The 25,970-nt window shown below is 64.1% G+C and carries 14 protein-coding genes and 1 pseudogene; 5 read left to right on the top strand and 10 right to left on the bottom strand.

The genetic code is table 11. The annotated features are described in order from the left end of the window. Nucleotides 1–263 precede the first annotated feature (263 nt). Together AC27VL_RS01190 and AC27VL_RS01185 are read left to right on the top strand one after the other, a co-directional pair. The gene (locus AC27VL_RS01190) at nucleotides 264–620 is read left to right on the top strand and encodes a hypothetical protein (protein WP_488765341.1); all 357 of its coding nucleotides are present in this window, start codon (nucleotides 264–266) and stop codon (nucleotides 618–620) included. Continuing rightward, the gene (locus AC27VL_RS01185; protein ID WP_488765340.1) at nucleotides 621–1,088 is read left to right on the top strand and encodes a hypothetical protein; all 468 of its coding nucleotides are present in this window, start codon (nucleotides 621–623) and stop codon (nucleotides 1,086–1,088) included. Between the two features lie 26 nt (nucleotides 1,089–1,114). Here the strand turns inward: AC27VL_RS01185 and AC27VL_RS01180 are convergent, their stop codons facing one another. The 9 genes and pseudogenes from AC27VL_RS01180 to AC27VL_RS01140 all read right to left on the bottom strand — a co-directional run bounded on the left by AC27VL_RS01180 (nucleotide 1,115) and on the right by AC27VL_RS01140 (nucleotide 13,851). Next, nucleotides 1,115–1,846, bottom strand: a complete 732-nt coding sequence (locus tag AC27VL_RS01180) for a hypothetical protein (protein ID WP_488765339.1) — start codon at nucleotides 1,844–1,846, stop codon at nucleotides 1,115–1,117. Nucleotides 1,847–1,947: 101 nt separating this feature from the next. Further along, a pseudogene (locus tag AC27VL_RS01175) lies at nucleotides 1,948–2,496 on the bottom strand (aldo/keto reductase); the annotation flags it as partial. A 259-nt stretch (nucleotides 2,497–2,755) separates the two neighbouring features. Beyond that, complete coding sequence (locus tag AC27VL_RS01170) at nucleotides 2,756–3,076, bottom strand: hypothetical protein (RefSeq protein WP_488765338.1); 321 nt, start codon at nucleotides 3,074–3,076, stop codon at nucleotides 2,756–2,758. Next, on the bottom strand, nucleotides 3,073–7,650 hold the full coding sequence (locus AC27VL_RS01165) for an RHS repeat-associated core domain-containing protein (protein ID WP_488765337.1): 4,578 nt from the start codon (nucleotides 7,648–7,650) through the stop codon (nucleotides 3,073–3,075). The genes AC27VL_RS01170 and AC27VL_RS01165 overlap by 4 nt, the downstream gene beginning before the upstream one ends. A 295-nt stretch (nucleotides 7,651–7,945) precedes the next feature. Then, entirely contained in the window at nucleotides 7,946–8,710 is a 765-nt protein-coding gene (locus AC27VL_RS01160; RefSeq protein WP_488765336.1) for a hypothetical protein, read from the bottom strand. 152 nt (nucleotides 8,711–8,862) lie between these two features. After that, on the bottom strand, nucleotides 8,863–9,255 hold the full coding sequence (locus AC27VL_RS01155; protein WP_488765335.1) for a TonB-dependent receptor domain-containing protein: 393 nt from the start codon (nucleotides 9,253–9,255) through the stop codon (nucleotides 8,863–8,865). Further along, nucleotides 9,162–10,250: an alpha/beta hydrolase gene (locus AC27VL_RS01150; RefSeq protein WP_488765334.1), complete on the bottom strand. Its 1,089-nt coding sequence runs from the start codon at nucleotides 10,248–10,250 to the stop codon at nucleotides 9,162–9,164. Before AC27VL_RS01150 ends, AC27VL_RS01155 begins: the two co-directional genes overlap by 94 nt. A gap of 327 nt (nucleotides 10,251–10,577) precedes the next feature. Beyond that, complete coding sequence (locus AC27VL_RS01145) at nucleotides 10,578–11,090, bottom strand: hypothetical protein (protein WP_488765333.1); 513 nt, start codon at nucleotides 11,088–11,090, stop codon at nucleotides 10,578–10,580. 109 nt (nucleotides 11,091–11,199) lie between these two features. After that, entirely contained in the window at nucleotides 11,200–13,851 is a 2,652-nt protein-coding gene (locus AC27VL_RS01140; RefSeq protein WP_488765332.1) for an excinuclease ABC subunit UvrA, read from the bottom strand. Between the two features lie 204 nt (nucleotides 13,852–14,055). Here AC27VL_RS01140 and AC27VL_RS01135 point away from each other — a divergent pair, with 204 nt between their 5' ends. The 3 genes from AC27VL_RS01135 to AC27VL_RS01125 all read left to right on the top strand — a co-directional run bounded on the left by AC27VL_RS01135 (nucleotide 14,056) and on the right by AC27VL_RS01125 (nucleotide 24,500). Beyond that, nucleotides 14,056–22,767: a glycoside hydrolase family 94 protein gene (locus tag AC27VL_RS01135; RefSeq protein WP_488765331.1), complete on the top strand. Its 8,712-nt coding sequence runs from the start codon at nucleotides 14,056–14,058 to the stop codon at nucleotides 22,765–22,767. 20 nt (nucleotides 22,768–22,787) lie between these two features. Then, on the top strand, nucleotides 22,788–23,024 hold the full coding sequence (locus tag AC27VL_RS01130; RefSeq protein WP_488765330.1) for a hypothetical protein: 237 nt from the start codon (nucleotides 22,788–22,790) through the stop codon (nucleotides 23,022–23,024). Nucleotides 23,025–23,252: 228 nt separating this feature from the next. Then, on the top strand, nucleotides 23,253–24,500 hold the full coding sequence (locus AC27VL_RS01125) for an arsenic transporter (RefSeq protein WP_488765328.1): 1,248 nt from the start codon (nucleotides 23,253–23,255) through the stop codon (nucleotides 24,498–24,500). A 24-nt stretch (nucleotides 24,501–24,524) separates the two neighbouring features. Here the strand turns inward: AC27VL_RS01125 and AC27VL_RS01120 are convergent, their stop codons facing one another. After that, nucleotides 24,525–25,874, bottom strand: coding sequence for a chloride channel protein (locus tag AC27VL_RS01120; RefSeq protein WP_488765327.1), 1,350 nt, complete (start codon nucleotides 25,872–25,874; stop codon nucleotides 24,525–24,527). Between the last annotated feature and the right edge of the window lie 96 nt (nucleotides 25,875–25,970).

The following is a 25,970-nucleotide window of genomic DNA, read 5'->3' as shown; positions in this document are numbered from 1 at the left end:
CAGCGCACAACCGGGCGTATTCCTTGCCGTGCCACCGAAACGGGTGGCCGGGCGTCGAAAACCCGTGTCTTTGTGCTTGATTACGCTTGCCAGCCGGTACCACCATCGCGTGGTGCCGGCTGGCAATCCGTCTGCCGGCTATGGCGGACGGTGCGTGGGGGCCTTGCGCTCGCCGGCTTTGCACGAAGACCCGGTTTTCGAGCCACGCATCGTCCGCCACCTTTATCGGTGGCGGCTTCTGCCTGCACGCAAGGAGCCCTGCCATGACCAAGCCCCACTCCCCTGCCCCTCACTCGATCCACGACGCCCCCGCGAACGGCCCGGTGCTGGATCCCAACACGCTCATCGCCCTGCTGCACAGCATCGGCTCGGGCGCCGCGTCCGATGGCCAGCCCTGGCCAGAGCGCCATCAGATGCCCGGCCGACGATTGGCCTTGGCCGATGCCGATTGCTCATTGGCGGGCCTTCGCGTGGTGCTGGAGCTCCTGCTGGCCGCACAGCGTGCCCGCGAGAACGGCGAAGTGGAGCAATACGTCGGCCCGCGCGTCATGGAAGGCCTGATCATGGCTGCGCTGGGGCTCACAGCACACGCCAGCACGCGGCTGCAGCCTGAGGGCTGAGTGGCATGGCACCGCTGGGCGACCACAGCGCTGGGCCTGGCGGCGGTGGTTGCGGCGCAGGCGCAGTGGCCAGAGCCGCCCGTGCCCGAGCTGCTCGCGTTCCAGAGTGTTTCCGTCGATCGCTATCTGCGGCAGCTGCGCCGCCAGGCGATTCAGTTTGTGGAAGCCCGGCCACGACAGGGCTTCCAGTTTGTCGAACAGCACCGAAATGCCGCTTTCCAGATTCATTGCAGAGGCGTGCCGGTGCTGTCGCTGGCGATGCGGCCGCAGCATCTGCTGCTGCAGGTATCACTGGATGCGAAGCAACGGGCACCTGCCGTTCTGGAGTTTCAGGCAACCCTGCAATGGCAGCTGGAGCCGTTGGGCTATCTGGAACAGGTTCTTATGGACCTGGCGGAGCCTGTTTTGATGGATCGGGTGCTGCTGATGCTCGCTGGCGGGGTGCGTGATGGGGCGCGATGTAGTTGACGGCGTTAGCCGAGCATGGCCCAGCTCTACTGAGGAGCTGCCTGCGACGGCTCGGGTTCGTGGACGGAGCCTTCAAGCAGGGCGACGTAGGTGTCCAAGCGCGTTCGCAGACCTATCAACATCCAGCCTGCAAGGTACAGCAGCACCAGCGCGTAGATGAGGAATGCGCCAAGCAGCCCAACATCAAAGGCGCTGGTCCAATCGCCCCATTTCCATTCGCGGAACTGCAGGTAGAGGGCAATCAACAGCGGAAATGGCCCAAGACGTTGCAGGCCGCCGTACATCAAGCCCATACGCTCGATCATGCTTGTGCGTAGGTGGCTAACGTACTTGAGACGGCGCTCGCGCTCGACTCTGGGGAAGCATCGAAGGTCGGCAATCACAGCTTGCCAGTGGGCAAACTCGCCATCCATCTCCTGCGCATGGGACAGCCGTGGCTGGATGAACTGGCGGATGCAACGGCGCGCTGCAAGGAGGCCCCCTACTAGGAAGCCACCGATCTCCACTGCTAGGCAAACCCGGACCAACAGCAGCGTTGCCGTCAGGGGGAGCCATTGATCTGGCAGCTGACTGCCGAGAATACCGATGGCGGTGGCCAGCACGGCCATGCGGAATGACCACTTCTCCAGCCAACCCGCCTTGGGGTAGATACTGCGCTCGACCAGACCCTGCACCCGCTGGTAGAGCCAGTGGAACGTCAGCTCCTGCGAATGATTCTTTACCGGCGAATCAAATCCGCTCCCTGCTTGCATATCCATTGCGCCCCCTGACCCGCCGGCGCAGATGCCGACTGCGGTCATCGTAGCGGAGTGTCACCACACTTGCTCTGCGCCGGATCAGACGCCTGGCTGGGCATCCCCTACCTTCCGGTCATCTTCAATGCCGCCTCCGGCAAGCGCGCTCCGCTGATAGGTATCTGCGCCACCTCGTCGTTGATGCGCGCAAGATCGCGGTCATCCAGCACCAGATCCAGCGCGCGCAGGTTTTCATCCAGGCGATGAAGCTTGGTCGTGCCTGGAATCGGCGAGATCCACGGTCTCTGTGCCAGCAGCCAAGCCAGAACGACCTGGGCCGGCGCGGCCCCCTTCCCTGCCGCCACCGCCTTCACCACGTCCACCAATGCCATGTTGGCGCGGCGTGATTCAGCCGAGAAGCGCGGCACCACATTGCGGAAATCCGTTGCATCGAACTGCGTGTTCTCGTCGATCCTTCCGGTCAGAAAACCGGCGCCCAGCGGGCTGAAAGGTACGAAGCCAATGCTCAGCTCTTCCAGCAAGGGAAAAAGCTCTTCCTCCGGCTCACGCCAGAACAGCGAGTACTCGCTCTGCACCGCCGTCAGTGGTTGCACCGCATGCGCTCGGTGAATCATCTGCAGACCCGCTTCAGACAGGCCGAAGTGCGCAACCTTTCAATAAGGTGGGCCGTTTTCATGCATCCATTCGGCCGCTCAACTCTGGCATCAAGGGCCGGCACGCCGGCCTTCCTGGCTACCACGGCCCCTGCAATACAACTGTGACGCGACCTGCCACTCCCCTCGGTAATCCATGCACCACCTTCCTCGTCTACATAGCCATGGAGTTGCGAGCAGGGCCGGCAGCATCGCAGGATACATGCCCATCGGTGACGCTTCTGCGCCCCCGATGGACCATATGTAGCGCGCCTCATCCTCAATGCGCACTACGTTGCTGTTTGGGAAGGAAAGTCAGCTTAATGTTCTCGTAGGTCGCCTTGTCCTGCTCATTGCCCTTTTCGGCGGCGAGCTTCCCCCAGCGTAGCGCCTCGGCTGCGTTGTCGTGCAACAGGCAGTCAAGGCTGTAGTCGCGCATCTGCCTGATGGCCGAAAGATCTCCATTCTCGGCTTTGGTGCGACTGGACACCACATCAAGGGTTCGGCAGCCGGACTCTCCTGATACTGGCTCACCATCTGAACTCTGCCCACAGGCTACCAGCAACGCGACGACTACGGCGAAGGCGGTGCATCTAATCACGGCCTGACGCTCCTGTACTCACCGGGGTCACTGAGATTCATGGGGCCGTGAATGTCGCCCTTGTGGCCATAAGGAGTTGCCATTGGTCCTCGAGGGGTGTACCAGACAGACCTTGTCGGTGCATCCACCTCAGTTCGTCGGGCCCTCGAGAGTCCGGTCATTACGTTGGTCATGCCCTTTACCTCGGGGTTCGCGCCGGTATTGCAGGCCTTCAAGATGACCGGCTCCTCTGGCTTGCAGCCAGACCGACTGAGGAGATCATTGAACTTGGACATCGACGCTTCATTATTACCGAAGTAGCGCACCTTATTGGCGGTGCCGGCTCGGGTGTCAGATATGTGGGTCCACGCGCCATGCGCATAGACCACGCAGTATCCAACCATCTCCACGTCGGCCAGGGCGCCCTTGTAAATGATGGCGTCATCCTTGTTCTGCGCCCCAACCAAAACAACCTTCTTCAGGCCGAATGGGTCGATGAAGGCAAGCGGGCCGCCATCTACGTACCCATAGGTAGCGTTCCCCCCGGCAAGGCCGATGGGATCACTCTGGACGTAGCGCCCCACACTCGCATCGTAATCTCGGAGGTAATTCTGATTGAGTCCAGTCGCACTGTCGTAGCGTTGCCCTGGGAAGCGCAGGTTGAAAGTAAAAGACGCCCCGTCTCGATCCGGGTCTTCATTTGGTGCCGTACCCCCAAATGCCTCCCCTCTGATGTCCCACGTCCAAATTGCTTTGTCACGGTCAGCGCTGATTACTGCACGCGGGGTGCCGAGATGGTCGGGCTGTATGTAATTCAACGTGGAACTTGCCAAAACTCCAATCGGCAGATCCTCCAGCCAGATCACTTGCTGTATCGATTGCCCGTTCTCATCGTATTCGCCCATCCAGTGCCCTGATTCGTCGTAGAGACTATAGGTGCCGGATGAATCGATGGCGCGATATACCTGCTCCCCCCGCCAGTTGTGGCTGTACTTCATCGTCAAGACCCCCTCGCGCCAGACCTGACTCATGCGACCAGTGGCGTCGTAAGAAAAGGTGCGCTCCGTGCCATTGATCGCCGTTGTGTTGCCCGAAGCATCGTAGCGGCGTGACACGCCACCCACGCTCGACAGGCGATGACTGTCGACGGCATAGTCGTAGGTCTGGCTCTGACCATTGACTAAGGCGTTGAGTCGATTACCTGTAGCATCATAGTTGTATCCATCGATCACGACTCCAGTTGCACCATCTTTGAATGCGGTCATTCGGCCTAGAGTGTCATAGCCCAAGCTGATCGTCGGCACCGTTCCGCCGGGCGCGGTCAACGCGACAAGGTTTCCAACCTGGTCGAATGCAAAACCTACGTTGAGCCCATCGCTCCTGCCATCCTCTACGGCCAGCGGCCGGTAGTCCAAGTCCAGAGTTCGCATCACAGTGCGGCCATTGCCATAAGTCCAGCCGGCGTTCGGCCCGAACGGATAGTAGCCAGATGTCCTGAGCAGCTTCTGGCGCAAGCTGCCAGTAAGGGTGACGCCAACCTCAACAACCTGCCCCAGCGCGTTGCGCACGTAGTCGACCACTGCACCATCCGGATACGTCACGCTCTTCAGCCGACCTGCCTTGCTATAGGTGTAACGCAAGATCAGGGCCTTGCCGTTATTAGTCTGAACCTTGCGCACCACCCTCCCATTATGGTCGTAACAGAACTGGGTTGAGCCGCTAGCGTCTCCTACCTTGCTCAACCGCCCCGTCGCGAACGATTCAGCTTCCGCGCATACAGTCTGGCTAACGTCATATGTGTAGAAGGAGTCCAGTGCGGCATCAGAATAGGCGGATCTGGTCAAGCGCCCCAAAACATCATAGGTATAATCGGTCTTGATTCCGCGTGCATCAATATGAACGATGCGATCGCCTGCACTGCTGTACGCACTGCTGGACGTTCCTCCATCTGGGCTGACCTGCTTCACCAAGTCGCCGAGACCATTGTATTGGTATGTCGTCGCCAAACCCTTGGGATCAGTTACCTTGATGATGCGGTCCAAGGGGTCGTAATCATACGTGGTCCTTGCCGCCACACCGCCAATGTCTTGGATTGTCTGGCTGACACGATTTCGCGGATCGTAAGTAGCCTGCATCTTGCGTTTGAGTGCGTCAGTGATCAGCTGAGCATTGCCAACTACATCATAGCCAATGTCGGTGGCGTGGCCGCTTGCGGTCTTTTGGCTAAGAAGCTGACCCAAGGCGTTATAGACGCGGGAAAGCGAGCGCTTCATCGTGCCGCCGGCATCGACGACGTCCTCCTTGATGCGATTTCCGGCGGCGTCCAGAAGATAATTAATGCTGTTGCCTTCCCCGTCACTAATTTTGATCAGGCGATGCGCGTCGTCGTAACTGTAGTTGAGCGCCATTCCATCGGGATCGACAATAGAGGTTACATTTTCCGTTGAATCAAAAGTGATCGTAGTGACACTGTCTTCAGGTGAAGCCGATCCATCCTGAGTAGCCCGTTCTGTGAGAGACGTCAATTTGCCTCGAGGCGTATAACTCAAGTCATGAATTTTGCCGAAACCGTCCCTCAGCCTGGCAACTCGCCCGTTGCGATCATAGGTCAGCCACGTCGTCTTCTGGCCCAGCGCGTTAGTGGCCTGATATAGATCGCCGGCACGATGGCATGCACCACCGACAGTCCCGCATCCCGACTCATCAGTGGACTGGTAGTAGCTGTATACGGTGACATCCTGAACATCGGTTCTCGGACCGTCTTCCGTAAGCATAAGTCCCAACTGCGGGCACTGGCTGGCATCGACACTAGTGCAATAGCTGGTCGACCATTGGCGAACCCCTTCCGGGGCGTTGAGCATGCTTCCGCATGCGTATCCAGCTGCTGCCGGAATTGTTGTATCAACTTCGCATCGCGCAACCTCAAGGCCGACGGCGTTGTACTTCCACGAAGTGCTGGAAACAGTGACACCCTCCGAATCCATTACAACTCGGCTGAGGGGTACTCGTAATGTGGCATCCCAAGTGGTCGTCGTGGTTCTCTGCTGCGATGTCCCTGCGGCTTCAATTTGCTCCGCAAGCAGGCCGCTTGGCCCATACGCTGTACGCGTGATGTTACCTTTGAAGTCAGTGACCGAGGCTGGATACCCATTGGCATCGTAGGTCATGGCCTTATAGGGTTGGTTGCACTGGTTGCCGCAGGCCGCAGATCCACCAGCAGGCATTAGGCGGCCTTTGCCAGTGTCTACAAATCCAAGCCTAGATGCCGCCCCCAACGGCCCTTTTACCGTCACCGGCAGCGTGCCCTTCCATGTGGAGGCTGCATAGTCCAGCGTCGTCGTGTCGACTCCGCCAGCGAACTCTGCGTGATAGGCACGATTATTGTAGTTGTATTTGATCGTCTCGTAACGGGCGCCCTTCTCATCTACTATACCTGTCAAGAACGATGTGCCAGCCGCGGCCGGACTGTTGGCGGGTTCATTGTAGATGTAGCCTTTGACCGTGAAATCCGGATAAGTTACCGAGGCGAGTTGGCCTGATGCGTTGTAAGTGAACGTCTGGACTCCGCCGTCGGGCAGTAGAATCTTGGTCAATTGAGACGCTGAGTTGTATGAAAATATGAGTGAACGCCCACTCGAGTCCGCAACGCTCAGCAACATGTCTGGACCTGGTGCAGTTTCCGTAGGCGTCACTGCGTCCGAATATCTCAGCACCAGCGTCCGCTGCCCCGAGGTATCATAGACCTCCTGAAGCAGCCCGGATGAATCGTAAATCTCGGTTTGCCCGTTGGCGGCCAACTGCAGTGCGTAACCAGCGCCCGCCTCGCGATCCACTAATACGTCGGCGACGTCGGAGTCGACAGTCCAAGTACTCTCCGCACGCGTAAAAAGTTCCGAGGCACCGTCCGGCCTGGTAGCTCGAATGAAGGTCCGCTCTCCGGCTACGCCGGTATTTGATGCCAGGATTTCCAAGCGCCGATCAAACAGGTGGCGCCACTGCGGCCCCAGTGAAGAGCCTGGGGCGCGTACTGAGCTGTTGTAGAATCGCCGGAACATCAGCCCGGAAGGTGAGTCATAGTCAGTTTCCTGCCTATAGAAGTTGCCCGTTGAGGTGTTAATCGGGTCTCCCTCAAAGGGGCTGCCAGGATCGCGAGAATTGGCGTAGGCGCTGCTGTCGGCCGAACCTCGCGCGCCCGTCCCATCTGTGGCCGAACCAAGCCCGGCCGAACATCGTTTCTGACAGCCGCCAAGATTCTTCTGGGGCTGTCCGATAGATATCTCGGAAGCAAATACGTTATCGCTAGACTTCCCATTTACAAAGATCGTTGCAGCCCATCCATCAGTGCCATACCTCACCGTGACGACAGGCGGTTTGGTACACTTTGGGTCCTGCTGGCAAGGAGCCTTGATCTTCTGGACGAGAAAGTTGACAGCAGCACCCACGCTCTCGAAAGAGCCAACCCCTCGAAACGATTGAACTTTATAAGGGGGGCCATAATACGTGGCTGCATTGGCAGTTTGCACCACCCCCAGCGTGAAACAGAAGATGACAACCGTCGCGGTGATCCGGCCGCGTATAGCCCTAACCAATGCCATTGGTACACACTCCATGTGAACTGTAGTTGGTAAAACCCGGCCAAAAGGCGAATTCCGATATCAACCCCTAATGCTCGGAACAAAAATCTTCCGCGCCTTTCTGGCGGGGCTGACGGATGATACGGCAAGCGAGCAAATTGTATATGAGCGACTGCTCACAGTTGATTTCGTACGGACGCGACCTTCCACCAGCACTCGGCGCGAGCGGGACAGCATGTTGGAGCATGTGTCCAGCGCGCACCTAACAGCTTCAATCAAGATGTGCCCGATCGAGGCAGCGACAGCAAGCTCGGCACTACACGCAGAATGGCGGCGAGGCCCGAGGCGCATGCATTATTGCGGGCTTGTCCAGCTCTGGCTCTTGGATGGAGCCCTCAAGCAACGCCACATAGGTGTCCAACCGAGTGCGCAGTCCGATCAGCATCCAGCCCGCAAGGTAGAGCATCACCATCCCGAAGATCAGCAGTGCACCGAGTAGGCTGACATCGAACGCTCCCGCCCAGTCGCCCCATTTCCATCCACGGAACTGCAGGTAGAGCGCAATCAGCAGCGGGAAAGGCCCAAGACGTTGCAGTCCGCCATACATCATTCCCATGCGCTCAATCATGTTGGTGCGCAGAGTGCTGACGTACTTGAGTCGCCGCTCGCGCGCGATCCTGGGGAAGGCGCGAAGGTCGGTGACTACTGCTTGCCAGTGCGCAAAATCGCTGTCCATTTCCTTCGCATGCGACAGCCGTGGCTGGATGAACTGCCGAATTCCTCTCTGCGCCGCGAGGATGCCTCCCACGATGAAGCCGCCGATTTCCACCGCCAGGCATAGCTTGACCAACGCCAACACCACTTCGATGGGAAGCCACCGGTCTGAAAACTGGCCGCTGAGAATGCCAATGATGCCGGCCCCCAGGCCCACCCGGAACGACCACTTCTCCAGGCGGCCCGCCTTCGGGTAGATGCTGCGGTCGACAAGCCCCTGCACACGCTCGTAGAGCCAGTGGAAGGTCAGTTCCTGCTGTTCGGTCTGTACCGACGGATCAAATCCGCCCTCTGCCTGCATGTCCATTGCGCCCCTGCCCCTCCGGCATCAATGCCGACGGCATCATCGTAGCCGAGTGCTGCGATGGGTGCACCGCCACGATATCGCACAGCCTAACGTTACCCAATGACCCTTCCAGGAACGGGTGCCCTTTCGCCAGGACACCCGCCCAGACGAACTCAGAAGAACAGCGTCGCCGACACCACATAGGTTCTCGGCACTGCCGCCGAGACCGCTCCCCAGGAAGTAACTCCTGCCCAGTAGGCCTTGTTGGTCGCGTTCTGCACCGTCGCCCTGAGGGTAACGTCGTGCTTCGGCAGTCTCAGGGCGTAGCGCGCGCCCACATCAAGGCGGACTGCCGCCGGAATGCTGATCGTGTTTAACTGGTTCACGTACAGCTTGCCCGTGTAGCTCACATCGCCCAGCAGCGTAAGGTCTGGCACGAAGCCGGGATCCCATTCCACGCCAACATTTCCGGTCAGCTCGGCCACACCAATCGGGCGCTTTCCAACCAGGCCAGGCACGGCTGACGAGGTGAACTCCGCATCGCTCCAGGTAACACCGCCCAGCAATCTGAGGTTCTGACGCGCCTCACCATAGGCGTAGATCTCCGCGCCGCGGTTGCGTTGCGCCAGGCGCGCGCCATTTCCAAGCGTGCCCGCCAGCTGTCCTGTGCGGGCAGGTCAACGGGCTTTTCGGGGATGTTGTCGCCATACAGCACCAGAATGGGAATCCGGGTCAGCGCCCTGAAATCCCCGGGCGAAACCACGGCAGGTGCGACCGTATCGAACGCGCTGGGGATGAGGGCCGGCGCATCGTTCTTGGCGAAGACGATACTGCTGCCTGGCTCGAAGGCCACGATGGCGCGCACATTTGCACTCTTTATCGCCGTCATCCATCCGGACCCGCCTGCCTGCGAATGGGTGAACAGGATTGCAGGCCCTGTCTTCTGCAGTAGCGCCGCGACGCCATCGGAGACCACGTCCAGGTCGAACGGCCCCGTGTTCGGCGTGACCGAACGGAAGAACTGGTCAAGCGCGCCTTCGCCTTTCGGGAATTGGCTGCCGTCGAAGTACTTCGGCCAGCGTCCAATCCGGAACTGGTTGAACCACATCTGGTCGTCTGCCACCGGCTTCAGCGTGGACTCGACCATGCTCCGCCCAGCTTTGCCGCGCCTGGGCTGATCGATCAGGTAGGTCGTGAAGCGGCGACGCAGGAAGAGATTCTGGAAGCCCTCGCGGCCATCGGCAGTGGTTTCCCAGCTCTTTGATGACTGCCCTGCCCCGTGCCACATCACGATCGGCAGCGGACGCGCATTCACCGGCTTCTGGTAGAAGGCGTAGACGTGGTCACCGTGGTAGCTCTGGCCGGCCGGAGTGGCGGGCTTCAGTGGATCGAACGTGCCAGGTTGCTTCTTTACCGTGCCGCCCGCGAGGAAGCTTCCTTGCGATTCGATCTGCAGTGGCTCGTTGGCCATGGCAGCCGTGGCGCAGAGGGACGCCGCAATCCAGATCAGTGTGGAGGGGAAGCCAGATACCAGAGTGCGGAGGCGGGTGCGGGTCTGCATGGGTCACTCCGTGACAGATTGTCAGGAGAATCTATCCGTGCGGCCGTGCTGGAAGAAGAGCGGGAGTGCATATGACCAATGCATGGACGATATATATGTCTGCCTGCCGTGGTTCCGTGACCGGCGAGCGGCGGTCCTTCAGCGCGGTTGAAAGGGCTCGGCGATGCACACAGGATGGCGGCAAAGCCGGGTGTGCTGGCTGGGTCGGGCCCTGCTCCGCCGGCGTGGATGCCGGCGTGTGCCTCGCAGCTGATGCTCGCATCCGGCGGTGCTTTGCCGGCCAGCGGCCGGCACTACCAAAGGTGAGCCGACCGCGCGCGAGCGGGGTCAGCGTGCCGCATCACCGTTCGTACGCAACGGCGTCTCCGACCAGATCGGGAAGTACTGCCTGCAATTCCAGGCGTTCGAGAACCAACAGGCCCGTACGGCCACATAGGTTTCCGGTCTGGAACAAGCGCCACCCTTGGTGCACTTGCCCGAAAGGATCGCAGACGCGCCTGGCGCAAGCTTTGTGCTGTGGACCATCAGCACCATTCCTTCCGGCGACTCGGGGAACGGCTCTGGATCTGGCAAGCGAGTGGTGTCGAATGTCAGATACGGATTGAGATACAGGATCGGCCGCACCGTGTCGTTGCGCAGCTCAATGGCGTAGTCCCCTGTGACGGGGGCGTAGGAGCGAATCGAAAGCGTGACGCCGTCGGAGAGCTGAGGCAACGTAGTACAGCCTGCCAGCAGACATGCTGCCATGAAGGATAGACACCCCTTCATGGCGCTCGTCCGTCCAAGCGGTGGTCCTTCGGAATTGCTCTCGAGTGCCTTGGATTCGCTGCGATCACGCATGCTTGGCATCCCGTGCAGTGGCCGTTATGGGCCTGCAGCGGAGGTTAGCACCGGCTTCGGCGCACAGGTATCCCCGCTGCGGGTCAAACAACCCATCCAGATCCCCCACTCACCCACCCTGCCCCAGTTCGCGCGCAAGGAAGGGCGCCGTCCTGCTGCTTTTGGCGCGGGCCACCTGATGCGGCGTTCCCTTGGCCACGATGGTGCCACCCGCAGCGCCGGCGCCAGGCCCTAGGTCGATCACCCAGTCCGCCTGCGCGACAGCCCGCATGTCGTGCTCGATCATCACCACCGTATTTCCGGCCTCAACCAGCCGCTGCAGCTGGACCAGCAGCCTGTCCACGTCCGACGCATGCAGGCCGGTGGTCGGTTCGTCCAGCACGTAAAGCGTGCGACCACGCTGGCTGCGCTGCAGCTCTGTCGCCAGTTTGATGCGTTGTGCTTCACCGCCTGAAAGCTCCGTGGCCGGCTGGCCCAGCCGCAGGTACCCCAGTCCGATCTCCTGCAGCAACTGCAGCGGGCGGGCAATGGCATCCTCCTCGATGAAGAACGCATGCGCCTGGTCCACCGTCATCTGCAGGACCTCGGCGATGTTGCGGTCATTCCACTGCACCTTCAGCGTGGCTTCGTTGTAGCGGGCGCCGTGGCAGGTGGGGCACGGCGCGTAGACGCTGGGCATGAACAGCAGTTCGACGCTGACGAACCCTTCGCCTTCGCAGGTCTCGCATCGGCCCTTGGCCACGTTGAACGAGAAACGGCCCGCATCGAAACGCCGACGGCGCGCGGCGGGTGTGGCGGCGAACAGCTTGCGCACGTGGTCGAACAGCCCGGTATAGGTGGCCAGGTTGGAACGGGGCGTGCGGCCGATCGGCTTCTGGTCCACCTGCACGACCCGCTGGATGGCGTCCACATCGCCGGCCAACCGGCCCCGGGTCGCTTCGATCACGGTTGGCGCGTCGGAGGGCGCACTCTCGGCGCTGTCGTCCTCGGGCTCATGCCCCAGGTGCAGCAGCACCAGCTCGGGCAGCGCCTGCGCCATCAGGCTGGACTTGCCCGAGCCCGAAATGCCGGTCACTGCGGTCAGCAACCCCAGCGGCACCTGCGCATCCACACCCTGCAGGTTGTGGCGGTGGATGCCTTTCAGCTCCAGCCAGCTGTTGGCGCTGCGCTGCCGGCTGGCAGCCGCAGGTACCTGGTCGAAAAGGTACTGGCCCGTGCGCGACTCCTGGACCTTTCGCAGGCCGTCGGGCTCGCCACTGTAGAGAACGCGCCCGCCGTGCTCACCCGCCTCCGGCCCAACATCCACCAGCCACTGCGCGCGACGCATCAGCTCCAGGTCGTGTTCGACAACGAACACCGAGTTTCCACCGTCGCGCAGCCGGTCCAGCGCGTCGTACAGCGCCTGGCTGTCGGCCGGGTGCAGGCCGGCCGAGGGCTCATCGAGCACGTACAGCACGCCAAACAGCAACGAGCTGAGCTGCGTGGCCAGCCGCAGGCGCTGCAGTTCGCCGGCCGATAGCGTTGGCGTGGCGCGATCCAGCGAGAGATACCCCAGGCCCAGGCCTCGCAGCTGGTGTACACGCGCCATGACACCGCCTGCGAGCCGCTGTGCAGCCAGACGTTTCTCCTCCGACAGTGCCGAGGTCAGCCGTACGTCGGGGGCCGAAGCATGGACAGCACGACCACTCGCTGCCCGCGTGGTGCGGTCGCGGCGGGTGGCGCTTTTGCTGGTGCGTTCACCCCGGCCATGCGCGCTGAAATCGCCCTGCGCGATGGGCTCCAGCAGGTCCGCCAGTTGATCCAGCGGCAGTCGCATGAATTCACCGATATCCACACCGGCGAAGGTGACCGAAAGTGCCTCCGGCTTCAGGCGCTTTCCGTGACAGGCCGGGCACAGCTTGCCTTCCATGTAGCGGGACACCCGCTTCCTCATCAGCGCGCTCTGGGTATTGGCAAACGTGTGCAGTACGTAGCGGCGGGCGCCGGTGTAGGTGCCCATGTAGCTGGGCTCAAGTTTCCGCTTGAGCGCGGCACGGGTCTCGGCGGGTGTGAAGCCGGCATAGACCGGCACGCTGGGCGTTTCCTCGGTGAACAGGATCCACTCCCTGTCCTTCTTCGGCAGCTTCTTCCACGGTATGTCGATGTCGTAGCCGAGCGTGACCAGGATGTCGCGCAGGTTCTGGCCATGCCATGCCGGCGGCCAGGAGGCGATGGCGCGTTCACGGATGGTCAGCGACGGATCCGGAACCATCAGCGCTTCGGTCACCTCGTAGACATGCCCCAGGCCATGGCAGGTGCTGCAGGCGCCCTGCGGCGTGTTGGGTGAGAAGTCCTCGGCGTACAGCATGGGCTGATTGGCCGGGTATGCCCCTGCACGCGAATACATCATGCGCACCAGGCTGGACAGCGTGGTGACACTGCCCACAGACGAACGTGCATTGCTGGCGCCACGCTGTTGCTGCAGGGCCACTGCCGGTGGCAGCCCATCGATGGCATCCACATCGGGCACGCCCGCCTGGTCGATCAGGCGTCGTGCATACGGCGCAACCGACTCGAAGTAGCGCCGCTGCGCCTCGGCGAAGACGGTGCCGAAGGCCAACGATGACTTGCCGGAGCCCGACACGCCGGAGAACACCACCAGTGCATTGCGCGGAATGGAGACATCGACATTCTTGAGGTTGTGCTCGCGCGCGCCGCGTACCTCGACGCAACCGCTGGCGGCGGCAGCGCATGACGACTCGCCAAAGGGGGTGTTGGACATCTTCGCGATCCTGCGGGCAGTGAGCGACGCGCATCAGAGCGCGCCCGGTGATGCATTTTCGCTGCTGCGGGGTGAATGTGGCGAGGGAGTTCCGTCCTGGGGGCTCAACTCCGGCATCACGGGCCGACAGCCCGGCCTTCACGGCTACCACGGCACCTGCAATGCAACCATGCAGAACGCACCCTCCCCCCCCCTCGGTAACCCATGCCCCACCTTCGTCGTCTATTTGGCCGCTGGCTGCGCCTGCGTCGTCGCGTGCGTTGGCGCTGGCGTGAGCACCAGGCCTCGGTGCCGGCCATCGAGGCCACCGAGGGTCCACTGCGTGCCGCGCTGTACAGCGTTGAACAGATGGAGGTGTACGGCCGCGCGCTTGCGCGCCAGCATCGCGTGCGGATGCGCCCCGGCCCGGAGCGCTTGCTCGAACGCCTGCAGGCCAACGAGCGTGTGCTGGAAGACGCCAATACGCTGCTGAGCAGCGTGGTGCGGGAACAGCGGCCAGTAACCCCGGCGGGGGAATGGCTGCTCGACAATTACTACCTCATCGAAGAACAGATCCAGACCGCGCGACGCCACCTGCCGCGCGGCTACAGCCGGCAGCTGCCGTCGCTTGTCTCGGGCCCCTCTGCCGGGTTGCCGCGGGTGTATGAACTGTCGATGCAGGCCATTGCGCACGGTGACGGCCGCATTGACGCCGATACGCTGGGCCGTTTCATCGCCTCGTACCAGTCGCTTGCGCCGCTGAGCCTGGGCGAGCTGTGGGCGGTCCCCATCATGCTGCGCCTGGCCCTGCTGGAGAACCTGCGGCGCATGGCCGCACGGGTGATGCGCGATGGGACTGACCGTCGCCTGGCTTCACAATGGGCGGACAACCTCAATCAAGCCGCTTCCGAGACCCCGACCGATGTGGTCCTGGTGGTTGCGGACATGGCGCGGTCCGCGCCGCCCTTGACCGGCGCGTTCATCGCCGAGCTGACGCGGTCGCTGCATGGCCGCGGCGGTGCGTGGGCCATGCCCGTGGCCTGGCTGGAACAGTGGGCGGCAGCGGCTGGGCAGCGCATTGACGAACTGGTCGCCGCCGAGGGGCAGCAGCAGGCGGCCGACCAGGTATCCATCGGCAACAGCATTGGCAGCCTGCGCTTTCTGTCCACCATGGATTGGCGCACCTTTGTTGAAGACATGAGTGTGGTCGAGCAGCGGCTGCGCGAAGACCCGATGGCCGTCTATGCGCAGATGGATTTCTCCACCCGCGACGCGTATCGCCACGTGGTGGAGAAGATCGCCCGCGGCAGCCGCATGGCAGAGGAGCGCGTCGCCACCATCGCGCTGGACCTGGCACGGGCGGCTGCACCGCCGGAGGGACCGCGCACGCACGTGGGCTACTGGCTGGTTGGCGAAGGCGTGAACGCCACCGTTGAAGCAGTGGCCGAGGCAGCACCGCGCCACCGCAAGGCACGGCGACTGGCACATCGCGTGCCGCTTGCACTGTACCTGCTGCCCATCGTCCTGCTGGCGGTACTGGCCACCGCTGGCCTGCTGGCAACCGGCAGTGGCGCGGCACCCCTGTGGCTGGCCGCGCTGCTGGGGCTGCTGGTGTTCAGTGAGCTGGGCATCGTGCTGGTGAACTGGACCGCGACGGTGCTGGTCGCACCCAGGCCGCTGCCCAAGCTGGATTTCAGCGAGGGCATCCCTGCCGCCTGCGCCACCGTGGTCGCGGTCCCCTCGATGCTGTCCAGCGTCGACGGGATCGATGTGCTGGTCGAGGCGCTGGAAGTCCGGTTCCTGGCCAACCGCGATCCTCAACTGCGCTTCGTGCTGCTGACGGACTTTCTCGACGCGGCGGAGGCCACGGCGGCGACGGACGCCCCCCTGCTTGCGCACGCCACGGCACGGATCGAGGAGTTGAACAGGCGTTACGCGCCCGAGCGCGGCGACCGCTTCTACCTGCTGCACCGCCCCAGGCAATGGAACCCGGGCGAAGGCGTGTGGATGGGACACGAGCGCAAGCGCGGCAAGCTGGCCGCGCTCAATGCCCTGCTCCGCCTGGGCGATGCGGCCGCGTTCATGCGCATCGTCGGTGACGCAGCTGCGCTGATCGGCGTCCGCTACGTGATCACCCTGGATTCGGATACACAACTTCCGCGCGATGCGGCACGCGCGTTCGTCGCCACCTTGGCGCACCCGCTCAACCGCCCGCGCTTCGATCCCACGCTGCAACGGGTGGTGGAGGGCTACGGCATCCTGCAGCCCAGCGTCGGCACCAGCCTTGGCCGGCGCCGCACTTCGCGTTTTGCCCGGATGTTCGGCAGCGAACCTGGCATCGATCCGTACACGCGCATGGTCTCGGACGTCTACCAGGACCTGTTCGACGAGGGCTCGTTCGTCGGCAAGGGCATCTATGACGTCGAGGCCTTCGAGCATGCGCTCGAGGGTCGCCTGCCCGAGAACCGCATCCTCAGCCACGACCTGCTGGAAGGCTGCTATGCACGCGCGGGCCTGGTCAGCGATGTGCGCCTGTACGAGGACTACCCCGAGCGCTACGCCGCCGACGCCAAGCGCCGTGCACGCTGGATCCGCGGTGACTGGCAACTGTTGCCGTGGTTGATGCCTTGGACGCCGCGCCCGGGCCAGGGATGGGAACGCAACCGGCTCAGTCTGCTGTCGCGCGGCAAGTTGCTGGACAACCTGCGCCGCAGCCTGGTGCCGATCGCTACCCTGGCCTTGCTGGTGGTGGGCTGGTTATATGCCGGAAAACCTGCTGCATGGACGGCATGGGTGCTGGCACTGTGGTACGCGCCGCCGCTGATAGGCATGCTGCGCGATGCCCTGAGCGTTCCGGACGACACGCCGCTGGAAGCGCATTACATCAAGGTCGGGCGCGGTACGTTGCAGTCATTGCTGCGCGCGTCGACCCAGGTTGCGTGTCTGCCCTTCGAAGCGTTGCTGGCCAGTGACGCGGTGCTGCGCACGCTCTGGCGCATGGCCGTCACACGCCGCCACCTGCTGCAGTGGAACCCCTCCAGCGAAGTCGAGCGCCGCCTGGGCAGCGACCGCGGCGCGGAATGGCGGGTGATGGCACCGGCCTCGCTGCTGGCGCTCGCGCTGGTGGTCGTGGTGGCCAGCGTGCGTCCGCAGGCACTGCCGCTCGCCCTGCCCTTGCTGTTGGCGTGGACCTTTGCGCCCGCGTTGATGGCGTGGCTGGGCCGGCCGCCAGCCGCGAGCGTGGCCGAGCTTTCCGTAACGCAGCGGGCGTTCCTGGGCCGGCTGGCGCGGCGCACCTGGTCCTTCTTCCAGGCCTGGGTACGCGAGCAGGACCATTGGTTGCCACCGGACAACATCCAGGAGCATCCGTCGCTGGTGGTGGCGCGGCGCACCTCGCCAACCAACATCGGCCTGTCCCTGCTGGCCAATCTGTCGGCGTGGGATTTCGGCTACCTGCAGCTGGGTGCGGTCGCTGAACGTACGGCCCTCACCTTCGACACGCTGGACCAGCTGCCGCGCCATCGCGGTCACTTCCTGAATTGGTACGACACCGAAACCCTGGCGCCGCTGCCGCCGCGCTACGTTTCCACCGTGGACAGCGGCAATCTTGCTGGGCATCTGCTGACGCTGCGCCAAGGCCTGCTCGCGTTGGTGGATGCGCCGGTGCTGGCGCCGCACACGTTCGACGGCCTGGCCGATACGCTTGGCGTGCTGGAAGAGGAACGGCAGCGTCATCGCCCCGACGATGCGTTGCTGGTCGAGGCGCTTAACCAGCTTCGCCAACGTCTGGCGTCAGCGCGTGTCGATCGCCCCGTCGGAACCGCGCAGATCCTCGCCCGTCTGCAGGAGCTGGTCGACCTGGCCGACGCTGTGCTGGTGCAGTGGCCGGCAGCGGAATCACCCGAGGAAGGCGAGCTGCACTGGCCGGCCCTGTTTGCCGCCGAATGCCATGCCGCCCACGCGTCGCTGGCCGACCTCCCTGCCGATGCCGGCGCGGACGCCGAGGCAGCGGTGCCAACCCTGCGCCAGCTGGCCGCGCTGCCCGGTACGGTCGGTGCGGATGCACGCGCGCGCATCCAGCAGTTGCAGGCCTTGGCGCACCGCGCCGGGCAGTTCTCGCTGATGGAATACGGGTTCCTGTTCTACCGCACCCGCAATCTGCTCTCGATCGGCTACAACGTCGACGACCACCGCCTCGACAACAGCTTCTACGATCTGCTGGCCTCTGAAGCGCGGCTGTGTGCCTTCGTCGCCATCGCCCAGGGCCAGCTGGCGCAGGAGAGCTGGTTCGCGCTCGGCCGGATGCTCACCGAGGTCAACGGCACGCCGACGCTGTTGTCATGGAGTGGCTCGATGTTCGAGTACCTCATGCCGCAGCTGGTGATGCCCAGCTATCCGGACACGCTGCTGGACCAGACCACACGGCACGCGGTCGAGGCGCAGATCGTCTACGGCCGTACCCTCAACCTGCCGTGGGGCGTGTCCGAGTCTGGCTACAACGCCGTCGATGCCCGCCTGAACTACCAATACCGTGCGTTCGGCGTGCCGGGATTGGGGCTCAAGCGCGGCCTGGGCCAGGATCGGGTCATCGCGCCCTATGCCAGCATGATGGCGCTGATGGTGGCGCCGGAAGCGGCCTGCCAGAATCTGCAGGTGCTGGAGGGATTGGGTTTCTCCGGGCGCTTTGGCATGTACGAGGCGATCGACTACACCCCTGCCCGGCTGCCGCCGGGGCAGGATCACGTGCTGTTGCGTTCGTTCATGGCCCACCACCAGGGCATGGGCCTGCTGTCGCTGGATTACCTGTTGCGCGACCAGCCGATGCAGCGCCGCTTCCTTGCCGATGTCGAGTTCCAGGCCACCTTGCTGTTGCTGCAGGAACGCATCCCGCGCATCGGCGTCTTCCATCCACATGAGGTGGAAGCGCTGGGCGAGCACTCGGCCATGGCCGAAGACGAGACGTCCCTGCGCGTGCTGCGGGACCCGGGTGGCCCGCGCCCGGAGGTACAGCTGCTGTCCAACGGACGCTACCACGGCATGCTGACCCATGCCGGCGGCGGCTACAGTCGTCACGGCGACCTGTCACTCACCCGCTGGCGCGAGGATGGCACCACCGATGCCTGGGGGTCGTTCTGCTATCTGCGCGATGTGGACAGCGGCGAGTTCTGGTCTGCCGCCTACCAGCCCACCTGCGTGGCGGTGGACAATTACGAGGCGATTTTCTCTGACGCCAAGGCGGAATTCCGTGGTACGCGCCGCGGCTGCGAGAGCCATCTGCAGGTCGCCATCTCCGCTGAGGACGACATCGAGCTCAGGCGCCTGCGCCTGACCAACCGCAGCCGTCGCCCGCGTACGGTGGAGATCACCACCTATGCCGAAGTGGTGCTGGCACCTGCGGCGGCCGACGATGCGCATCCGGCCTTCAGCAACCTGTTCGTGCAGAGCGAGATCCTGGCGGCCAAGCAGGCCGTGCTGTGCACGCGCCGGCCCCGTTCGCACGACGAAGTGCCACCGTGGATGTTCCATCTGGTTGCGGTGCATGACGCGGAGGTGGTGTCGATCTCCTACGAAACCGACCGTGCGCGCTTCCTCGGCCGTGGCAATACACCGCGGACGCCACAGGCATTGACCACCGATACCGATCTTTCCGGCACCGACGGTTCGGTGCTCGACCCGATCGTGGCGATCCGCGTCCGCGTGGTGCTTGAGCCCGAGCAGACGGTGCAGCTGGACATGGTGTATGGCGTCGGCGCCGACCGCCCCGGTTGCGAGGTGCTGGTGGACAAATACCGTGACCGACGCCTGGCCGACCGCGTCTTCGACCTGGCGTGGACGCACAGCCAGGTGGTGCGCCGGCAGATCAACGCCAGCCAGGCCGAGGCGGCACTGTACGAGCGCCTGGCTGCCCACGTGCTGTATGCCGGTCCACTGCTGCGCGCGGGCGCCGGCGTCCTGCTGCAGAACCAACGCGGACAATCCGGGCTGTGGAGTCATGCGATCTCGGGCGACCTGCCGATCGTGCTGCTCAAGGTCACCGACGCGGACAACGTGGAACTGGTCCGGCAACTGGTGCAGGCGCACGCCTATTGGCGCCAGAAAGGGCTCAACACCGACCTGGTCATCTGGAACGACAGCAAGGCCGGCTATCGGCAGGAACTGCAGGACCAGATTCTGGGAATGGTGGCCGCCAGTTCGGAGACCGGCCTGCTCGACCGTCCTGGCGGCATTTTCGTGCGGCCGGTGCAGAACATGACCCACGAGGACCGCATTCTGTTGCAGGCGGTGGCGCGGGCGGTGATCAGCGACGAGGACGGCACCCTGGCCGCTCAGGTCGGCCGCCAACCGCTGCCTCCGCGACGGATCCCTCCGCTGACACCGCAGGCGGTGCAGGAGGAACTGGCACTGACGTCGGAGCCGACCCCGGGGCTGCCCATCATTGCCGATTCGGCCCCCGATGCCGGCTTGCCCCCGGGCGCGGAGCACGACGAGGACGTGGATGACCCGTGGCCCTTCCTTCCCTACCGCGGCGCCGGCCAATTCGACAACGGTACCGGCAGCTTCAGCGAGGACGGCCGCGAGTACGTCGTGGTGCTGCGGGAAGGCGCGCCGACGCCAGCGCCATGGGCCAATGTGATCGCGAACGCCCGCCTGGGCACGGTCGTCAGCGAGAGCGCACCGGGTTACACGTGGTTCGAGAATGCACACGAATTCCGCTTGACGCCCTGGCTCAATGATCCGGTATCCGACACGGGCGGCGAGGCGTTCTACGTGCGCGATGAGGATACCGGTCGTGTGTGGTCGCCGATGCCGCTGCCACGCAGGGGCACCGGTGCCTACCGTACGCGCCATGGATTCGGCTACACCGTCTATGAACATGTAGAGGACGGCATCGCCAGCGAGTTGTGGGTCTTCGTCGACGTCGTCGCACCGCTGAAGTTCTCGGTCCTGCGCTTGCACAACCTGTCGGGCAGGACACGGCGGCTGTCGGCCATTGGTTACGTCGAATGGGTGATGGGTGACCTGCGCGCGAAGTCGCGCATGCACGTGGTCACCGAACGCGACCACCAGACCGGGGCGCTGCTGGCGCGCAATGCCTACAGCACCGATTTCGGCGGCCGGATGGCCTTCTTCGACACCGATGCCGACGGCTGCGGCTGGACCTGTGATCGCTTGGAGTTCATCGGCCGCAATGGCAGCCTGCACGCACCGGCAGCGCTGCGGCGCGAGCGTCTGGATGCACGGGTGGGTGCGGGCCTGGATCCCTGTGCGGCGATCCAGGTGCCGCTGGAACTGGCCCCGGGCGACCGCAGTGAAACGACCTTCCGCCTTGGCGCAGGGCGCGACCGCGAGGAAACGCTGGCGTTGGCACGAAGCCGCCAAGGCGCTCAGGAGGCCATCGACGCGCTGGACGCGGTGCGCATCCACTGGCGCAATGTGCTGGCCACGGTGCAGGTGCGCACCCCGGACCCGGCGTTGGACGCATTGGCCAATGGCTGGCTGGTCTATCAGACCCTGGGCTGCCGCTACCTGGCGCGCAGTGGCTACTATCAGTCAGGCGGCGCGTTCGGCTTCCGCGACCAGCTTCAGGACGCGCTCGCCCTGGTGCACGCTCGCCCCGACCTGACCCGCGAACACCTGCTGCTGTGCGCTGCACACCAGTTCACCGATGGCGATGTGATGCACTGGTGGCATCCGCCGCAAGGTCGCGGCGTGCGCACCCGCTGCTCGGACGACTATCTCTGGTTGCCCCAAGGCGCATGCCGCTATCTGGAGGTCACCGGCGACGCCAGCGTGCTGGACGAAGTGGTCAGCTTCATCGAGGGGCGCGCGGTGACGCCGGAAGAGGAAGGGTATTACGACCTGCCTACACCGTCGACACAGCGTGACACGCTGTATGCGCACTGCGTCCGCGCCCTCGAGCGCGGTTGCCGGCTTCTTGGCGAGCGCGGTCTGCCGTTGATGGGCAGCGGCGATTGGAACGACGGCATGAACCGCGTCGGCGACCAGCAGCGCGGTGAGAGTGTGTGGCTCGGGTTCTTCCTGCATGACACGCTGCACCGCTTCATCGGGCTGGCCAATGCGCGTGGCGACGCCGTTCGTGCGCAGTGGTGCCAACAGCAGGCCGACAGCCTGCGCCAGAACCTGGAACAGCATGCCTGGGATGGGGCATGGTATCGCCGCGCCTGGTTCGACAATGGCGCCGTATTGGGCTCGTCACAGAACCAGGAATGCCGCATCGATTCGATTTCCCAGAGCTGGTCGGTGCTGTCGGGCGTTGCCGCACCTGAGCGTGCCCAGCAAGCACTGGACTCGCTGTACACGCATCTGGTGCGAAAGGACGCCAAGCTCATCCAGCTGCTTGATCCGCCCTTCGACCAGACCACGGAGGACCCTGGTTACATCCGTGGTTACGTACCGGGCGTGCGCGAGAATGGCGGCCAGTACACCCACGCGGCGGTGTGGGCGGCGATGGCATTCGCACAGCAGGGAGACGCGGTGCGTGCCTGGGAGCTGGCCGACATGATCAACCCCCTCAATCACGCGCTGGACCCGGAGGCGGTGCAGACCTACCGCGTCGAACCGTATGTGTTGGCTGCCGATGTATACGCCGTGTCACCGCATGTGGGGCGCGGCGGCTGGACGTGGTACACCGGTTCGGCCGGCTGGATGTATCGCCTGCTGGTTGAATCCCTGCTCGGTATCCGTCGTGAAGGCGATCGCCTGTCGCTTGCACCGTGCCTGCCCGATCACTGGCCGTCCTTCGAACTGAGCTACCGCTTTGGCCGCAGCTTCTACGAATTCGTGGTGACCCGCACTGCGCAGGGCCAGCCAACGTTGCATGTGGATGGCATGTTGCAGCCGGACCTCACTGTCCTGCTCCGCGACGACGGCCATCACTACCGGGTTGCGCTTGACCTGGGTGCGGCCCCGGAATGAACGTTCGCCCCGAAATACAGGTGCAGCTTGATGCGCTGGGCGAGATGCTGGTGCACTGGTTGGCGCAGGTGCGGCATCCGGCGCAGTTCTGGCCGCAGTTTGAAACGCTGGCTGCAGAGATTCTGGACCAATGTGAGCGCGTGGAAAGGGACCGGGCGCATGCGGCCATCCAGGCCATGCTCAAACGCCACGCGCAGGAGCTGCCGGCCTGGCACCAGCGTGACGAACGGCTGCCGCCGAGGAAGCCGGGAGAGTGATGGCTGGTGCTGTAACTGCAGGGTTTCGCATCTGCAGGCCCGCCGCGCGCGACGCGGTCATCACGGCGCAACACGCATAACTCCGCAACCCGGCACTGGCCGGGAGCACCTGCCGGGCTGGTGGTTCAGCCGGCAGGGTATGATGCCGCCTTTCTCGCACTTGCCGTGATCGCAGCGGGCGCGTTCCTGTTGGCTATGTGCCGGTGCAGCTGAGACCCCATTTACTCAATGCTTGCTTCCCATTCTCCCCTCATCATCTGGGCGGCCGTGGCGGTTGCCACCGTCGGCCTGCTGTTCCGGCCGTTCCGTATTCCGGAATACGTGTGGGCGCTGGGCGCTGCCGCGTTGCTTCCGCTGCTCGGGGCGGTGTCGCTCGCCACGACCTGGCACGCGGTTGCCGAAGGGCGGGATGTCTATCTGTTCCTGATCGGCATGATGGTGCTGGCCGAGCTGGCGCGGCGCGAGGGTCTGTTCGACTGGCTGGCGCTATATGCGGTGCGGCATGCTGGCGGCTCGGGGCGGCGCCTGTTCGATCTGGTGTTCCTGGTCGGCACGGTGGTGACGATATTCCTGTCCAACGACGCCACGGCGGTGGTGCTGACGCCGGCCGTCTATGCAGCATGCAAGGCGGCCCGCGCCAATCCCCTGCCCTACCTCTTCGTCTGCGCGTTCATCGCCAATGCGGCGAGCTTCGTGCTGCCCATTTCCAACCCGGCCAACCTGGTGGTGTACGGCAACCACATGCCCTCACTACTGCAGTGGCTGGCGCAGTTCGCGCTGCCTTCGCTGGCTGCGATCGGCGCCACCTATCTGGTGCTGCGCTGGGTGCACCGCCGTGAGATTGCGCAGCCGCTGGCAGCGGCGCCCGCGCATCGCCCGCTTACCGAGGGGGGGCGCCTGAGCGCGCTGGGCGTGCTGTTCACCGGCACCGTGTTGCTGGTGACCTCCGCAATGAACGGCCCACTGGGCATGGTCACCTTCTGTGCGGGCGCGTTGAGCGTAGCGGTGGTGGCGATCCGCCAGCGCCGCAGCCCGTTGCCGCTGTTGCGCCACGTGTCGTGGGGCGTGTTGCCGCTGGTGGCCGGCCTGTTCGTGCTGGTTGAAGCGGTCTCGCAGACCGGTGTCATCCAGACGGCGGCCAGCGCGCTGCAGACGCTGGGACAGACGTCGCCGCATCAGGCCGGCTGGCTGGCCGGTGCCGCAGCTGCACTGCTCAGCAACGTGGCCAACAACCTGCCGGTGGGTCTGGCGGCGGGCTCGCTGGGGCAGATGGCGGAGCTGCCGGCGCAGACGCGCGCGGCGTTGCTGATCGGCGTGGACCTGGGCCCGAACCTGTCGGTAACCGGCTCGCTGGCCACCATGCTGTGGCTGGTGGCGCTGCGCCGCGAAGGCGAGCATGTCAGCGCGCTCGACTTCCTGCGGGTCGGCGCGCTGGTGATGCCGCCCGCGCTGATCGGGGCGTTGCTGCTGCTCTGATCAGGACGCGGGCTGGAACGGCACTTAGTCCTTAGGACGAGGTGCAGCTGTGACCTTCTGGCCGCCAGCAACGGCGCTGCTGGCCAGCAGCTGTTCGGCCAGACCGCGGTAGATCGGCACCCGGCAGACCATGCCGGACACGCCCCGGGCAATCAGCACGGTAGCCAGGATCGGCAGCAGCAGATCGCCGCTGTCGGTCAGCTCCAGCGAGATCACTGCCGAGGTCAGTGGTGCCTGGGTCACGCCTGTCAGGTAAGCGCACATGCCCAGCAGCACGAACGCTTTCGGGTCCACCGCCGGCATCAACACCGCCAGGTTGTGCCCCAGCCCTGCCCCCACCGCGAGCGCTGGCGAGAACAATCCGCCGGGGATGCCCGCCACATAGGACGCCAGATTGGCGAGCAGCTTCATCAGGCCGAACTCGTGACCGACGATGGCCTGGCCCTGCACCAGACTGCGCGCCTGCTCGTAGCCGGTACCGAACGCGCCGTCGCCGAAGATCAGCGCCAGCACCACCACGATCAACCCGCAGGCCGCGGCCAGTGCCACCGGATGGTCCCGCTTGAGCCGGCCCAGCCAGCGCGGATGACCGGACATGGTCAGCAGCACGACCCGGGCGAACAGTCCGCCCAGCAGGCCGGCGACCACGCCGCACAGCACAATGGCGCCCCACGCCTGGCCCAGGGGCAGCAGCGCCGAGACGTGGCCGAAGTAGGTGTAGTTGCCCAGCAAGCCCAGGGACACCACGCCGCCAACGATGACCGCCGTGAGCAGAGTGCCCGAGAAGCGGTGCTCGAAGCGCCCGCTCAACTCTTCGATGGCGAACACGATGCCCGCCAGCGGCGTATTGAAGGCCGCGGCGATGCCGGCCGCGCCACCTGCCAGCAGGAAGTGCGACAGCTCGCGAGGATCCTTGAACCCGAACCAGCGCCCGAACAGGTACATCAGGCTGGCGCCCACGTGCACGGTGGGGCCTTCGCGGCCAACCGATGCGCCGCCGAGCAGCGACAGCGACGTCAGCAGCAGTTTGCCCACCGAAACCGCAGGCGAGAGGTTGACCCGCCGGAATTCCGGGTCGGGCTGTTCCAGCGATGCGATGACCTGCGGAATACCGCTGCCACGGGTGGGCCTGAGCGCACCGGCGGTCAGCCAGGCCAGCAGCGCGAAGATGCCCGGCGTGAGCAGCAACGCCCACCATGGGGAATGGGCAATGACACGCTGGAAGACATGGAAGGCGGCATCGCTGGCCTTGGCGAACACGATGGCAACCAGTGCTACGGCCACCGCGCCGCTCCACAATGCCGCGCGCCGGCGCCATCCTTCGGTCAGCACCATCGCTGATAGGCGAGCGCGGAGACGTTGAAGATCGAACATCGGTTGATTCTGTGAGCGCCGATGGGACCAGGGAAGTGGCGAGTGTGGCGGTTGGCGCTGCGGTATCCGGTGAAATGGCCGCCTGTTTCCCAGACA

This window comes from Stenotrophomonas sp. 14P6.2.3 (genome assembly GCF_057799055.1).
Note: the sequence above shows the minus strand (reverse complement) of the source record. Positions and strands in the feature narration are given on the sequence as shown.

Coding starts and splice junctions, on each gene's coding strand:
- AC27VL_RS01160 (WP_488765336.1), bottom strand. CDS start 8,710: ATGGACATGCAGGCAGAGGGCGGATTTGATCCGTCGGTACAGACCGAA.
- AC27VL_RS01150 (WP_488765334.1), bottom strand. CDS start 10,250: ATGCAGACCCGCACCCGCCTCCGCACTCTGGTATCTGGCTTCCCCTCC.
- AC27VL_RS01135 (WP_488765331.1), top strand. CDS start 14,056: ATGCCCCACCTTCGTCGTCTATTTGGCCGCTGGCTGCGCCTGCGTCGT.
- AC27VL_RS01120 (WP_488765327.1), bottom strand. CDS start 25,874: ATGTTCGATCTTCAACGTCTCCGCGCTCGCCTATCAGCGATGGTGCTG.
- AC27VL_RS01140 (WP_488765332.1), bottom strand. CDS start 13,851: ATGTCCAACACCCCCTTTGGCGAGTCGTCATGCGCTGCCGCCGCCAGC.
- AC27VL_RS01165 (WP_488765337.1), bottom strand. CDS start 7,650: ATGGCATTGGTTAGGGCTATACGCGGCCGGATCACCGCGACGGTTGTC.
- AC27VL_RS01125 (WP_488765328.1), top strand. CDS start 23,253: ATGCTTGCTTCCCATTCTCCCCTCATCATCTGGGCGGCCGTGGCGGTT.
- AC27VL_RS01145 (WP_488765333.1), bottom strand. CDS start 11,090: ATGCGTGATCGCAGCGAATCCAAGGCACTCGAGAGCAATTCCGAAGGA.
- AC27VL_RS01180 (WP_488765339.1), bottom strand. CDS start 1,846: ATGGATATGCAAGCAGGGAGCGGATTTGATTCGCCGGTAAAGAATCAT.
- AC27VL_RS01190 (WP_488765341.1), top strand. CDS start 264: ATGACCAAGCCCCACTCCCCTGCCCCTCACTCGATCCACGACGCCCCC.